Raw genomic sequence first — 13,853 nt, forward strand, 5'->3', positions numbered from 1 at the left:
CAGCGCGGAGGCGGTGTGCGGGTCCACATGTCCGGCGGGGGCCAGGGCGAGCAGTCGCAGTATCCGGGCGGCCGGCACCGGAAGGGCGGCGTAGAGGAGCCGGAACATCCGGCTGAGCGGGGTGCCCGCGGTCTCCTCGTCGTCCCCGGCGCGCAACTGCTTGGCGAGGTCGGCGACGGCCGACTTCGGGCGGGCGGCCAGCCAGCCGCCGGCCAGCATCAGCGCGGCGGGCTGGGCCTGGCACTCCTCGACCAGGGTCTCGGCGGCCCGCGGGTCCACGGTGATCCGCACCGAGCCGGTGCGCCGGGACAGCAGTTCCACCGCCGACTTGGTGTCCAGGCCGCCCAGCGTGCACGGGCGGACGTCGGCGATCCCGGTCAGCGGGCCCTGCGCGACGGCGACGGCCAGGCAGTCCGGGGTGTCCGGCAGCAGCGCGTCGACCTGCTCGGCGTCGGCCGCGTCGTCCAGCAGCAGCACCGACCGGCGGCCGGCCAGGGCCGCGCGCAGCTCCGCCGCGAGGTCGTCCACGGCGGCTCCGGCGGGGGCCGGCAGCCCCAGCTCGGCGAGCAGGTCCCGGGCGGCGCGCTCGGTGGGGACGGGGGTGCCGTCGGGTTCGCTGAGCCGGGCCCGCAGCACCCCGTCCGGGTAGCGGTCGGCGACCTGCCGGACCAGCTCCTCGGCGAGGGCGGTGCGGCCGGAGCCGGGCCGCCCGGCGATCAGCAGCACCCGGGCGCGGGGCGCCTTGCGGCCGGCCAGGGTGTCGAGTCCGGCACGCTCGATGTCGGCGCGCAGTTCCTTCAACTCCCGTGTGCGGCCCAGGAAGAACAACTCCTGCGACGTGTGTCCCGACAGCTCCAAGCCGCCTGCGTCCACCGCCTGATCCGTCACGGGCCACACTCCCGTCCCACCTGCACGTGCACAGCCCGCCGGGTCTCCGATCGGGCGTTTCCAGAGCCTAGTTCACGCTCTGCGACGATCCCGGTGGAGCACGGCGGTGGCGTCCCCCGATCGGATCAGGCGATGGTCACACCGGAGGGGGTGATCGCCGGATCAGGAGGCGAACGGCCGGGCCGGCCACGGCGCCTCCGCCGGGCGCAGGGCGTCGAGTCCGTCCCCCGTCCGCGCGGCGACCAGCGACAGCACACCCACGACCAGGCAGTTGTTGTGCAGCTCCCCGGCGAGCACCCCCCGCACCAGCTCCTGGACCGGCACCCGCTCCAGCTCCATGTCGGCCTCTTCGTGCTCGACCTCGAAGCGCTCGCCCTCGGCCTCGGAGAGATCACGGGCGAGGAAGATCCGTACGGCCTCGTCGCAGCCGCCGGGCGTGGTGTACACGTCGGTCAGCACCCGCCAGTCCTCGGCCTTGACGTGCGCCTCCTCGTACAGCTCCCGCTGCGCGGCGTGCAGCGGGTTCTCGCCGGGCACGTCGAGCAGTCCGGCCGGGATCTCCCACAGCTTCTGGCGCACCGGGTGCCGGTACTGGCGCAGCACCAGGACGCGGTCGGCCTCGTCGAGGGCGAGGACGGCCACCGAGCCGGGGTGGACCTGGTAGTCACGGGTGACCGCCGTGCCGTCGGGCATGACCACCTCGTCGGTGCGGACGGAGGTCTTCTTGCCCCGGAAGGGGGTGTCCGTGGCCCGGATCTCCCACTCCTCGGGGGTGTCCTTGATCGTCATGCCCTGTCCTTCCAGACGTTCAGAAGAAGACGTACAGAAAAAGCCGGGGCGCGTCCCGTCGAGAGGGACGCACCCCGGCCACCGTACAACCGTTGTGCTACTTGCCCGGCTGCGCCGTCTTGCGCTCGACGGCCGCCTTCACCAGACCCGCGAACAGCGGGTGCGGGCGGGTCGGCCGGGACCGCAGTTCCGGGTGTGCCTGCGTGGCGACGAGGTACGGGTGGACCTCACGGGGGTACTCCACGTACTCGACCAGCTTGCCGTCCGGGGAGGTGCCGGAGAACTGGATGCCCGCCTTCTTCTCGAGCTCCGCGCGGTACGTGTTGTTGACCTCGTACCGGTGGCGGTGCCGCTCCTCGACGTACTCCTTGCCGTCGTAGACCTCGCGCACGATGGAGCCCTCGGCGAGCTTGGCCGGGTACATGCCCAGCCGCATCGTGCCGCCCATGTCGCCCTCACCGGCGACGATGTCCAGCTGCTCGGCCATGGTGGAGATCACCGGGTGGGCGGTGGCCGGGTCGAACTCGGTGGAGTTGGCGTCGGCGATGCCCGCCAGGTTGCGCGCGGCCTCGATCACGATGCACTGCAGGCCCAGGCAGAGGCCGAGCAGCGGGATCTTGTTCTCGCGGGCGTACTGGATCGCGCCGACCTTGCCGGAGACACCGCGGTCGCCGAAGCCGCCGGGGATACAGATCGCGTCCACGTCGCCGAGCTGCTCGGCGGCGCCGGCCGGGGTGCGGCAGTCGTCGGAGGTGACCCACTTGATCTTGACGCGGGTGTGGTTGGCGAAGCCGCCGGCGCGCAGCGCCTCGGTCACCGACAGATACGCGTCGGGCAGGTCGATGTACTTGCCGACCAGCGCCAGGTTGATCTCGTGCGCCGGGTTGTGGACGCGGTCGAGCAGGTCGTCCCAGGTCGTCCAGTCCACGTCGCGGAACGGCAGGTCCAGCTTGCGCACGGCGTAGGCGTCCAGGCCCTCGGCGTGCACGACCTTCGGGATGTCGTAGATCGACGGCGCGTCGGGGCAGGCCACGACGGCGGCCTCGTCGACGTCGCACATCAGCGAGATCTTCCGCTTGATGGCGGTGGGCACCTCGCGGTCGCAGCGCAGCACGATGGCGTCCGGCTGGATGCCGATGTTGCGCAGGGCGGCGACGGAGTGCTGGGTCGGCTTGGTCTTCAGCTCGCCGGACGGGCCGATGTAGGGCAGAAGGGAGATGTGCACCACGAAGACGTTGTCCCGGCCGACCTCGTGGCGGACCTGGCGGACGGTCTCCAGGAACGGCAGCGACTCGATGTCGCCGACCGTGCCGCCGACCTCCGTGATGACGACGTCCACGTCGTCCGCGGCCATCCGGCGGATGCGGTGCTTGATCTCGTTGGTGATGTGCGGGATGACCTGGACCGTGTCGCCCAGGTACTCGCCGCGCCGCTCCTTGGCGATCACCGTCGAGTAGACCTGACCGGTGGTGACGTTGGCGGAGCCGTCCAGGTCCCGGTCAAGGAAACGCTCGTAGTGGCCGATGTCCAGGTCGGTCTCGGCACCGTCGTTGGTGACGAACACCTCACCGTGCTGGAAGGGGTTCATCGTGCCCGGGTCGACGTTGATGTACGGGTCGAGCTTCTGCATGACGACGCGCAGGCCCCGCGCCTTCAGCAGCATGCCGAGGCTGGAGGCGGTCAGACCCTTGCCGAGCGAGGAGGCGACACCCCCGGTGACGAAGATGTGCTTGGTCGTCGTTGTTTTGGGCGGCATGGCCAAGAGGGGGCTCCCGTGGTCTCGGTCTGGGGGTGCGGTGCGGCCGTCCGGTCCGGTGGGACACCGGGATTTTCCTGGAGGAGCCGTCGCTGCGGTTCGGGGGTTCTACGCCCACCGGTCCACGGGCTACCAGGGTATCAGCGCCTCGGCGGGATGGCTTCCGGCGACGCTGCGCGCACGGTCCGCCACGGACGTGAACCGCTCACGCCTCTCTCACCCTCTGCTCACGCGTTCGGCGCAAGCCCGTTGTCCGGACCGGCACGCAGATCATCTACGTGCGTCGTATCCTGCTCGGACACTCGCTGCCGAGCCCGCCGGCCGAACGGCACCACCCCAGCCCGTAAGAAACCGGAACAACGAGAGCTCGTCAGATCGTCGAGTGACGACTGTCGTCCCGGGGCCAACGGCTCGGCGACGGTTTTGCTTCAGAGCTCAACGACGCATTACAACGACCCCTTGACCGCACTGAGCGACAGCCCCCTGTTCGGGGCTACGTGGCCGTTCGACTGGAGTTAGCACGTGGCCGGGCGCATCGAAGACTACGCACTCATCGGAGACATGCAGACCGCTGCCCTGGTCTGCCGGGACGGCACAGTCGACTGGCTGTGCCTGCCCCGCTTCGACTCGCACGCCATCTTCGCCGGTCTGCTGGGCACCGAGGAGCACGGCTTCTGGCGGATCGGCCCGGCGCACGCCGCCGACGCCGAGCCGCCCGTCGCGGCCCGGCGCAGCTACCGCGGCGACTCGCTGATCCTCGAGTCCGAGTGGGACACCCTGCGCGGCACGGTCCGGGTGATCGACTTCATGCCGCCGCGTGACGGCGCGCCCCAGCTGATCCGGATCGTGGAGGGCGTCTCCGGCCGGGTCCCGATGCGGTCGGCGCTGCGGATGCGGTTCTCGTACGGCCGGGTGGTGCCCTGGGTGCACAAGCACGAGGGCCGCACGGTGGCCGTGGCCGGCCCCGACTCGGTCTGGTACGACACGCATGTCGAGACCGAGGGCAAGGAGCTGACCACCTACTCCGAATTCACGGTCTCCCCCGGTGAGCGGATCGCGTTCACCATCTCCTGGCAGCCCTCGCACAAGGAGGCGCCGCCGCTGCCGGAGCCGGAGCAGTCGCTGGAGGCGACGGAGGACTTCTGGCGGGAGTGGGTCGAGCACTGCACGTACCACGGCCCCTACCGGGAGCCGGTGATCCGCTCGCTGATCACGCTGAAGGCCCTGACGTACGCGCCGACCGGCGGCATCGTCGCCGCCCCGACCACCTCCCTGCCGGAGGAGATCGGCGGCGTGCGCAACTGGGACTACCGCTACACCTGGCTGCGGGACGCGGCGATCACCCTCTCCTCGCTGCTGCGCACCGGCTACCGGGAAGAAGCCCGCGCCTGGCGCGAGTGGCTGTTGCGGGCCGTCGCCGGGGACCCGGAGAACCTGCAGATCATGTACGGCATCGCGGGCGAGCGCGAGCTGGGCGAGGCCGAGCTGGACTGGCTGCCCGGCTACGAGAACTCCGCCCCGGTCCGGGTCGGCAACGGCGCCGCGCACCAGCTCCAGCTGGACGTCTACGGCGAGGTCACCGAGGCCCTGCACCTGGCCCACATGACCGGCCTGTCGCGCAGCGACTACGCCTCCCTGCTCCAGCTGAAGCTGATCAGCTACCTGGAGAAGCACTGGCAGGAGCCCGACGAGGGCATCTGGGAGGTGCGCGGCCCGCGCCGTCACTTCGTGCACTCCAAGGTCATGGCGTGGGTCGCCGTCGACCGCACGATCAAGCTGATCGAGTCCGGCGACGCGCACGGCCCGCTGGAGCGCTGGAAGGAACTGCGCGAGGACATCCACCGCGAGGTGTGCGAGAAGGGCTACGACAAGGAACGCAACACCTTCACGCAGTCCTACGGCTCCAGGGAGCTGGACGCCTCGCTGCTGCTGATCCCGCAGGTGGGCTTCCTGCCCCCGGACGACAAGCGGGTGATCGGCACCGTGGAGGCGATCCAGCGGGAGCTGTCCACCCCGGACGGGTTCATCCTGCGCTACCCGACGCAGGGCGAGAACGAGGGCGTCGACGGCCTCCCCGGCGACGAGGGCGCCTTCCTGGCGTGCTCGTTCTGGATGGCCGACGACCTGGCGATGATCGGCCGGGTCGACGAGGCCCGCAAGCTGTTCGAGAAGCTGCTCTCCCTGCGCAACGACCTCGGACTGCTCGCCGAGGAGTGGGATCCGCGCCTGCAGCGCCAGGTCGGCAACTTCCCGCAGGCCTTCAGCCACGTCCCGCTGATCGACACCGCGCTGCGGCTGACGGCCTCCGGCGCGTACGGCGGCTGAGCGAGCCGCCCAGGCCGGGCCCGCCTAGGCTGGGAAGTGTCCGAACCCCCTGTGCGGAAAGGGGGCGGCCATGGCTTCCCTCTCCAAGGCGGGCACGGCCCTGGCCGCGTTGCGCGAGGATCTGGCCGGTGACGTGTTCGCGCCGGGGGACGCGGGCTACGACGAGGCCCGGACCGTCTTCAACGCCATGATCGACCGCCGTCCGGCGGTGATCGCGCAGTGCGCGGACGAGGACGACGTGGTGCGCGCCGTGCGGTTCGGCCGGGAGCTGGACCTGAACATCGCGGTGCGCGGCGGCGGGCACAGCGTGGCCGGGATGGCGCTGAACGACAACGGGCTGGTCGTGGATCTGCGCCGGATGCACGGCGTGACGGTCCATCCGGGCGCCGAGGCGGTCCGCGTGGAGGGCGGCGCCACCATGAGCCATCTGGACCGCGCCACCCAGCCGTACGGCCTGGCCACCACCGGCGGGCGGGCCTCGACGACCGGGGTGGGCGGTTTCGTCCTGGGCGGCGGCAGCGGCTGGCTGGACCGCTGGTGCGGGCTCGCGGTGGACAATCTGCTCGGTGTGGAGCTGGTCACCGCCGACGGCGAGCGGACGCACGCGAGCGCCGACGAGAACCCGGACCTGTTCTGGGCGCTGCACGGCGGCGGCGGCAACTTCGGCGTCGCCACCGCGCTCACCCTCAAGCTGCACGAGCTGCCCGAGTTCGCCATCGCCCTGCTGCTGTACCGCCCGGAGGCGGGCCGCGAGGTGGTGCGCACCTTCCGGGACGTGATCGAGTCCGGTCCGGTGGAGGCGGGCGGCGGCGTGCTGTACCTCACCGCGCCACCGGAGGATTTCGTCCCGCCGCACCTGGTGGGCTCGCTGGTGTGCGTGGCGCTGCTGACGTACGCGGGCTCGGAGGAGGACCTGCGCAAGGTCGCGGAGCCGCTGCTGGCGCTGCCGCACGAGGCGGAGATCGTCGGAGGGATGCCGTACGCCGACGTGCAGTGCATGATCGACGATCCGCCGGGGATGCGGAACTACTGGTCGGCGGAGTACCTGACGGGTGCCCCGGACGACTTCGTGGACGTCTTCTGCGCCCTCGCGCAGAACATGCCGGTACCCACCGGCACCCAGCACGTGCTGTTCCCGCTCGGCGGGGCCGTCGCCGACGGCCCCGCCGAGTACCCCGTCCCCTACCGGGACTCCCCCTGGGTCGTGCACCCCTTCGGCATCTGGGCGGACCCCGCCGACGACCAGCGGTGCATCCCCTGGGTCCACGACGTGCGCGGCCACGTCCGCCCCTGGGCAACCGGCGCGGTCTACCTCAACTTCATCGGCGACGAGGGCGCCGACCGGGTCCGGGCGGGCCTGGGCCCGGAGAACACCGACCGGCTCGCGGCGCTGAAACGCCGCTGGGACCCGGACAACGTGTTCCGCTTCAACCACAACATCAGGCCCGCCTGACCCCGCCGCCCCGCTACCGGACCGCGTCGATCACCTCCCGCGCCGCCCGTTCGCCCTCGGTCGCGCCGCCCTCCATGAATCCCTGGAAGTCGTAGGAGCAGTGCTCGCCGCCGATGTGGATGTTGCCCTGGGGGGTGCCCTCGTAGCCCGCGTACCGGTGCAGATAGCCGACCGGCCAGTAGGAGTAGGCGCCCCGGGCGTACGGATCGAGGTGCCAGGCGGACAGCTGGGCCTTCCCGGTCCAGGCGGCCGAGGTGCCGGGGAAGAAGGCGTCGATCTCCCGGGTGTGGGCCGCCGCGAGTCGCGCCACGTACGGATCGCTCTCGGTGGAGAACGGCCCGGCGGGCGCGAGCGACCTGGCGAGGGTGCCGCCGTGGTACTGGATGAGGATGCCGCCGGTGCCCGGCTGGATCTTGGTGGTGTCCCAGGTCTGCTGCACCCGGCCGTCGGTGAAGCAGTCCCCCGCCGACACCCCGGGCCAGGCCCCCGTGCCGCGCCAGGGGCGGCTGGAGAACTGCATGTTGAGCTTGGTGCAGTACCCCATGCGGGCGTCCTCGAGCAGGCTCGTCATCCGGCTGTCGAACCCGGCCCGGCTCAGGTCGAGCGTCTGCAGCACGGGCAGCGGCACGCACAGGATCGTGTGGTCGGCGGTGACCGTGCGGGTGGCGCCCGCCTCGGTGAACGTCAGCGTCTGGGTGCCGTCGGCGCCGGCCCGCACCGCCGTCAGCGACCAGCCGTGCCGGATCGTGCCCTCGGGCAGGTGGCCGGCGATCGCCTGCGGGAGCCGGTCGTTGCCGCCGACGACGTGGTAGCGCTCGTTGGACAGGCCCCAGACGTTGAAGTTGCCGGGATTGGTCTGATAGCCCATCAGCAGCACCAGGGCGAGCGCGGACTGCTCGGTGGTCTCGGCGCCGTACTCGACGGTGTAGGCGACGTCGATGAACCGGCCCAGCGGGGAGTCGTGACCGCCGGGCACCCGGGACTCGATCCAGTCGTATATCGACATGGTGTCCAGGGCCGTCCCCGTCGGGGTGGTCCGGTTCCACCTCACCTCCCCCGCCTCGATCAGATCGCGGTGCAGGGCCTGGTAGACCGCCTTGAAGTCCTGGTCGGCGTGCTCGCGCGGGTAGTACTCGCCGTTGAACCACAGGACTTCCTCGGCCCCGCCCGGCCCGCCGCCGAGGAAGTCCTCGACGGGCAGCGAGAACCGGCGGCACAGCTCCAGCATCTTCTTGTGGCTGGTGTCGATCAGCTCGCCGCCGATCTCCGAGGTCTGGCCGTACGCCCAGTGGCCGCGCTGGGTGCGGATCCGGCCGCCGACCCGGCTCGGGTTCGCCTCGTACAGGGTGCAGCGCAGGCCGGCGTCGTGCAGGGTGAGCGCCGCGGTGAGTCCGGCGATCCCGGCGCCGACGACGGCGATCCGGGGCGCGGCGGCGGCCGAGGCGGGAGCGGCGGTGGCGACGGTCGTGGCGGCGGCGGCCGTCGTGGCGGCGAGGGCAGCGGCTCCCTTCAGGACCGACCGGCGCCGCAGCCGGGCCTCCTCGACCGGCACGCCCAGCGCCTGGGCGGCGGTGTGGTCGGCGGTGAGGGAACGGAGGACGTGCAGGGCATGCGTACGGGACATGGTGCTGCTCCTCAGACGGTGGCGGTCGCTTCCTCGATGTCGTCGTCCGTGCGCTCGGCCGCGTCCTCCAGGACGATGCGGCCGATGACCTCGTAGCGTTCCGGCCGGCGGGCCCTGAGGTAGAGGCCGAGGCCCAGGCCGCCGAAGAAGACCAGCCCGACGATCCACGGGATGGCCTCGAAGAAGAGCGAGTCGGCCGCCGTTCCGGCCGCGGTGTCCAGGTTGGCCACCAGCAGCCCCACGACCGCGATCATGCCGATCCCGCCGAGCAGCGGGGCGGTCAGGGTGCGGAACCAGTGCCGGTCCTCGGGGTGGTTCCGGCGGAAATAGCCGATGACGGCGAACGAGCACAGGGTCTGCACGATGAGGATCGCCATCGTGCCGAGGATCGCCAGCAGGGTGTAGAGGTGGATGTAAGGGTCCTGTCCGGTCAGCCAGAAGGCGCCGACCAGCGCGACCGCGATGACCGACTGGGCGAAGGAGGCGACGTACGGCGATCCGTGGCGGGCGTGGGTGCGGCCGAGGGCGGGGTGCAGGAAGCCCTCCCGGCCGATGGCGTACAGATAGCGGGCCGCGCACTGGTGGAAGGCCATGCCGCAGGCGAAGGACCCGGTGATCAGCAGCCACTGGAAGGCGTCCACCGCCCAGGCGCCGGTGAAGCTGTGCGCCGGGTCGAAGAACAGGTCGAGCGGACTGGTCCCGGAGGAGACCTCGACCGATCCCTTCAGCCCGTTGCCCGCGATGGTCATCCAGGAGACGTAGATGTAGAACAGCCCGACGCCGACCACGGAGATCAGGGTGGCGCGCGGGATGACCCGCTTCGGGTCGCGGGACTCCTCGCCGTACATCGCCGTCGACTCGAATCCGACCCATGACCAGAACGCGAAGAACAGTCCGAGCCCGGCGGAGGTCCCGGTGAAGGCGTTCGCCGGGTTGATCGGCTCGACGGGGATGCCGTCCGGGCCGCCGCCCTGGAGGAGTACGGCGGTGGCGACCGCGAAGAGCACGGCGATCTCGGCGATCAGCATCACGCCGAGCGCCTTCGCCGTCAGGTTGATGTCGAAGTACGACAGTACGGCCGTGACCAGCAGCATCGCTGCCGCGTACACGATCCACGGCAGGTCGACGCCGAGCTGGTCCTCGACGGTGGTCCGGGCGAAGTAGGAGAAGACGCCGACGATGGACGCCTCGAAGACGATGTACGCCAGCACGGCCAGCATCCCGGAGGCCATGCCGGTGATGCGGCCCAGACCGTGTGAGATGTAGCCGTAGAAGGCGCCCGCCGCGGTGATCCGGCGGGCCATCGCGACATAGCCGACGGAGAACACCGTCAGCACCAGCGTCGCGAAGAGATAACCGGCCGGCGCGCCCGTGCCGTTGCCGAAGCCGACCGCGATGGGCAGGTTGCCGGTCATCGCGGTGATCGGCGCGGCCGTCGCCACCGCCATGAACACCACGCCCACCAGGCCCACGGAGTTCGCCTTCAGGCGGTGCACCTCGCGTGTGGGTGTGTGCTCTCCCGTGGATGTTTCTGCCATTCCCGCCCCTCTCGAAGGACCGTCACAACGAAATCCGAAGGCTGCTCGGGGGTCGTACTACGAATGCGACAGTGTCGCGGCAGAGTGACGCAGGCCACAACAGACACGGGGTCGTGCAATTCGGCGCCTGGGACGACGCATTGTCGGGCCGGAGCGCCCGGTGATCACTGCCGTAACCGTCCGGAGATGTCGCCGGAACACGCACGCCGGTACCGTCCGCTGCATGGACAGCCGCATCGACCACCGATTCGACAGCCAGGGCGCCGGCATCACCGTGCAGCGCGCCCTGGAGCTGCCGGGCCTGCGCAGCGGCCTGCCCGAGGTGCTGGCGGGGGCGGACCGGTTGCAGCGCACCGTGCGCTGGGTGCACGCGGGCGAGGTGCCCAACATCGCCTCCCTGCTCAAGGGCGGCGAACTGCTCCTGACCACCGGCTACGGCCTCGGCACCCGCCCCGCCGAACAGCGCGCCTTCGTCCGAACCCTCGCCGAACGCGGCATCGCCGCCCTGGTGGTCGAGCTGGGCCCGCGCTTCACCCGGCTGCCCGCCGCCCTCGTCGACACAGCCCGCGCGGCCGGCCTCCCCCTGGTCCAGCTGCACCGCGAAGTGCCGTTCGTGACGGTCACCGAGGAGATCCACACCGAGATCGTCAACGGCCACTACGCCCTGCTCCAGCGCGCCGAGGAGGTGCACCGCCGCTGCACGCAGGCCCTGCTCGGCGGCGGCGGGGTCCCCCAGGTCCTCGGCATCCTGGCCGACTTCGGCACCAACCCGGTCTTCCTGGAGACCTCCGACGGCCAGTTGCTCTACGCCGCCGGCGCCGGACCCGAGGGCGCCGACCCGCTCCAGGTCTGGGAGGGCCTGCGCGGCCAGCACAAGGACACACCGCCACCGGCCGGCTCCGTCCTCGTCGACGTACCGGGCGGCGGGCCCGGCACCGGATCCGTCCGCGCCCGCCTCGTCCTGCTGCCGGTGCGCGCCCCGCTCGCGCCCGTGCACCGGATCGCCGCCGAGCGCGCCGCGGGCATCCTCGCCGTCGTCCTGATGCAGGCCCGCCAGGAGGAGGAGCTGGCCGCGCGCGGGCGCGGCGACTTCCTCACCGACCTCGCCGAGGGCCGCATCGCCGCCGAGGACGCCCCCGCCCAGGCCCGCGTCCTCGGTTTCAAGCCGGGCGACAGCCCGCTGCTGCCGGTGGTGATGCGGCTCGGCGACACGCTCTCCCCCGGCGGGGGCTGGGCGGTCCTCGCCCGCGCGGTCGCCGAGGAACTGGCGTCGGTCGGTGTACCGGTCCTACTGGGCGTACGGCCGGTGGAAGGCCGGGTTCCCCTCCTGCTCGGCCTGCGCTCGGAGACGGAGCGCTCGGCGGTCGCCGACCGGGTCGCGGCGGCGCTGCGGGCCGGCGTGGAGCGCGCCGGGATCCAGCGGCCGGGCGCCCCGCCGCCGGTCGTGGTGGTCGGGGTGGCGGGCGGCTGGGCGGCGGCGTCCGCCGGACTGCGGCACGCGGCGGAGACCGCGACCGCCGCCCAGGGCCTGACCGACCGCCCCTGGTACGACGCGCGCCGTCTCGACATCGACCTGCTGCTGTGGCGCCTGCGCGACCATCCCGACCTCGCGGCCTTCGTGGACCGCGCGATCGGTCCCGTCCGCGACCACGACCGCCGCTCCCGGCCCCCGCTGCTCCCCACCCTGGAGACCTACCTGGCCCACGCCGGCCGCAAGGCGGAGACCGCCCGCGAGCTGCACCTGAACCGCCAGACCCTCTACAACCGCCTCGCCCGCATCGGTGAACTCCTGGGCACCGACCTGGACGACCCCCAGACGGTCCTGGCTCTGAGCCTGGCCCTGCGGGCTCGACGGCACGTGGGGTGAGAGGCCTGGCCGGACACCAGTCAGGGTCCGGCCGGGCACCAGTCGAGGCCCGGCCGGACGACCGACCGAGGCTGGGTCAGGCCAGCGGCCGATGCTGCGTCAACTCGTCGTAGACGCTCAGCACTTGGGCGACGGTCTCGTCCTCCGTGGGCCAGGTCGCCGCCTGCCGCACGCCCCGCTCCCGCAGCAGCTCGCGCCGCTCCGGATCCCCGAGCAGCCGTACGACGGCCTCGGCGAAGGCCTTCGCGTCCCCGGCCGGAACCAGTTCCGCCGCGTCCCCGACCAGCTCGGGGATCCCGCCGACGGTGGTCGCGACGACCGGCACCCGCGCGCGCAGGGCCTCCTGGGCCAGCACGGACCGCGACTCGCGGCAGCCCGGCAGCAGCACCAGATCGGCCGCGGCGAGCAGCGCCGCGACATCGTCCCGCGCCCCGACCAGCCGCACCGGCAGCCGCTCGCCCTCGATCCGCCCCTGCAACTCCCCCCGCAGCGGCCCCTCTCCTGCGACCACGACGACCGGCCCGGGATCCAGCGTCCGCCAGGCCCGCGCGGCGTCCAGCAGCAGGTCGTACCCGCGCTGCCGGTCCAGCGAGCCGACCGCGAGCAGCAACGGCCGCCCGATGGCGCCGAGTTCGGCCCGCACCTTGGAGCGCTGCCGGTCCGGGTCGCCGCGCCCCACCGGCGTCCGCGGGCCGGGCAGGGACACGGCGGCGAGCCGTGCGTCCCGCGCCCCGGTGCGGCGCGCCCGGTCCACCAGGTCCGAGCTGGTGCCCAGCACGACCGCGGCGGCCTTCACCACCCGCCGCTCCAGCACCCGCAGCAGATGCCCGCGCGCCCCTTCGGCGTACGCCCTGTTGTGCCAGGTGACGACCAGCGGAACGCGTTTCCCGCTGAGCGCGAGCGCCGCGCGGAACGAGGCGTGCAGGCCATGCGCGTGCACCAGATCGGCGTCGGCGCAGGCCGCCCGCAGCGCGGCCACGGACACCGGGTCGCTGCTGCGGGGCACGTGCACATGATCGGCGCCGGCACCGGTGAAGTCGTAGATGTGATCGGCCTCGGTGGGGGCGCACACCGTGACCCGCACGCCCCGTGCGACGAGCCCCGCGGCCAGCGTACGCACGTGCGCGCTGCTGCCGGCGTTGCCTCCGCCCAGCACCTGCACGGTGCGCAGCGGCGACTGGCCGTGCGGAGAGTGGCTGCTCACGGGGGTCACGTGGCCGGGCTCCTGATTCGGCGTCGGTCGATCACGACGGTCACGGAGAAACGTACAGAAGGAACGGGCGGAGGGGGCGTACCGCGCGGCGCCTTCCCTGCCCCGTCAAGGATGCCAGTCCGTACGCCCGTTCCGGGAACACCGCACACCCGAGCGCCACCCGGCCCGGCGACAACGCGCCAACTCGCATCCCCCGCACGAGTGAACCGGCGAGGCGCGCGGGTGACCTCGCGCTCCTCACCCGTGACCCGGCCCCCACCCATGGCCCGGCACCCCGCACCACGTCCACGACGGCTCACCCCCGCGCGCCGGCGTGCGCACCCATCCGCTCCCCGCACACGGCGACGGTCACGGCAGCCGCGGCACGGGCGACCAGCCCTGCGCGCCGGCCCCCGGCGAC

9 protein-coding genes are annotated in these 13,853 nt (G+C 72.3%); 3 read left to right on the top strand and 6 right to left on the bottom strand.

Annotation, left to right across the window (positions count from 1 at the left end; translation table 11 throughout):
- The 3 genes from CCN42_RS24415 to CCN42_RS24425 all read right to left on the bottom strand — a co-directional run.
- On the bottom strand, nucleotides 1–888 hold an 888-nt coding region (locus CCN42_RS24415), incomplete at its 3' end, for an AAA family ATPase (protein WP_158102124.1).
- Between the two features lie 162 nt (nucleotides 889–1,050).
- Nucleotides 1,051–1,677, bottom strand: a complete 627-nt coding sequence (locus tag CCN42_RS24420) for an NUDIX domain-containing protein (protein ID WP_086738839.1) — start codon at nucleotides 1,675–1,677, stop codon at nucleotides 1,051–1,053.
- Between the two features lie 97 nt (nucleotides 1,678–1,774).
- On the bottom strand, nucleotides 1,775–3,433 hold the full coding sequence (locus CCN42_RS24425) for a CTP synthase (RefSeq protein WP_086738841.1): 1,659 nt from the start codon (nucleotides 3,431–3,433) through the stop codon (nucleotides 1,775–1,777).
- 522 nt (nucleotides 3,434–3,955) lie between these two features.
- On the opposite strand from CCN42_RS24425, the gene CCN42_RS24430 reads away from it, so the two are divergent.
- Both CCN42_RS24430 and CCN42_RS24435 read left to right on the top strand, forming a co-directional pair.
- Nucleotides 3,956–5,758 carry a glycoside hydrolase family 15 protein gene (locus CCN42_RS24430; protein WP_086738843.1) on the top strand — a complete coding sequence of 601 codons (1,803 nt, stop codon included), beginning with the start codon at nucleotides 3,956–3,958 and terminating at the stop codon, nucleotides 5,756–5,758.
- A 70-nt stretch (nucleotides 5,759–5,828) separates the two neighbouring features.
- The gene (locus tag CCN42_RS24435) at nucleotides 5,829–7,211 is read left to right on the top strand and encodes an FAD-binding oxidoreductase (RefSeq protein WP_086738845.1); all 1,383 of its coding nucleotides are present in this window, start codon (nucleotides 5,829–5,831) and stop codon (nucleotides 7,209–7,211) included.
- Nucleotides 7,212–7,224: 13 nt separating this feature from the next.
- On the opposite strand, the gene CCN42_RS24440 is transcribed toward CCN42_RS24435, so the two are convergent.
- Both CCN42_RS24440 and CCN42_RS24445 read right to left on the bottom strand, forming a co-directional pair.
- Nucleotides 7,225–8,835 (bottom strand): flavin monoamine oxidase family protein, encoded by a 1,611-nt coding sequence (locus tag CCN42_RS24440; RefSeq protein WP_086738847.1) that lies wholly within the window; start codon nucleotides 8,833–8,835, stop codon nucleotides 7,225–7,227.
- A gap of 11 nt (nucleotides 8,836–8,846) precedes the next feature.
- Nucleotides 8,847–10,373 carry an APC family permease gene (locus CCN42_RS24445; RefSeq protein ID WP_086738850.1) on the bottom strand — a complete coding sequence of 509 codons (1,527 nt, stop codon included), beginning with the start codon at nucleotides 10,371–10,373 and terminating at the stop codon, nucleotides 8,847–8,849.
- A 223-nt stretch (nucleotides 10,374–10,596) separates the two neighbouring features.
- Here CCN42_RS24445 and CCN42_RS24450 point away from each other — a divergent pair, with 223 nt between their 5' ends.
- Nucleotides 10,597–12,240 (top strand): PucR family transcriptional regulator, encoded by a 1,644-nt coding sequence (locus CCN42_RS24450; protein WP_086171684.1) that lies wholly within the window; start codon nucleotides 10,597–10,599, stop codon nucleotides 12,238–12,240.
- 76 nt (nucleotides 12,241–12,316) lie between these two features.
- On the opposite strand, the gene CCN42_RS24455 is transcribed toward CCN42_RS24450, so the two are convergent.
- The gene (locus CCN42_RS24455; RefSeq protein WP_086738851.1) at nucleotides 12,317–13,453 is read right to left on the bottom strand and encodes a glycosyltransferase family 4 protein; all 1,137 of its coding nucleotides are present in this window, start codon (nucleotides 13,451–13,453) and stop codon (nucleotides 12,317–12,319) included.
- Nucleotides 13,454–13,853: the final 400 nt, after the last annotated feature.

The sequence above is a fragment of the Streptomyces glaucescens genome (assembly GCF_002154375.1).
GTDB classification, from domain to species: domain Bacteria; phylum Actinomycetota; class Actinomycetes; order Streptomycetales; family Streptomycetaceae; genus Streptomyces; species Streptomyces glaucescens.

What these genes read in the sequence shown, in the direction of transcription:
- CCN42_RS24445 (WP_086738850.1), bottom strand. Translation starts at nt 10,373, where the DNA reads ATGGCAGAAACATCCACGGGAGAGCACACACCCACACGCGAGGTGCAC.
- CCN42_RS24440 (WP_086738847.1), bottom strand. Translation starts at nt 8,835, where the DNA reads ATGTCCCGTACGCATGCCCTGCACGTCCTCCGTTCCCTCACCGCCGAC.
- CCN42_RS24420 (WP_086738839.1), bottom strand. Translation starts at nt 1,677, where the DNA reads ATGACGATCAAGGACACCCCCGAGGAGTGGGAGATCCGGGCCACGGAC.
- CCN42_RS24450 (WP_086171684.1), top strand. Translation starts at nt 10,597, where the DNA reads ATGGACAGCCGCATCGACCACCGATTCGACAGCCAGGGCGCCGGCATC.
- CCN42_RS24425 (WP_086738841.1), bottom strand. Translation starts at nt 3,433, where the DNA reads ATGCCGCCCAAAACAACGACGACCAAGCACATCTTCGTCACCGGGGGT.
- CCN42_RS24435 (WP_086738845.1), top strand. Translation starts at nt 5,829, where the DNA reads ATGGCTTCCCTCTCCAAGGCGGGCACGGCCCTGGCCGCGTTGCGCGAG.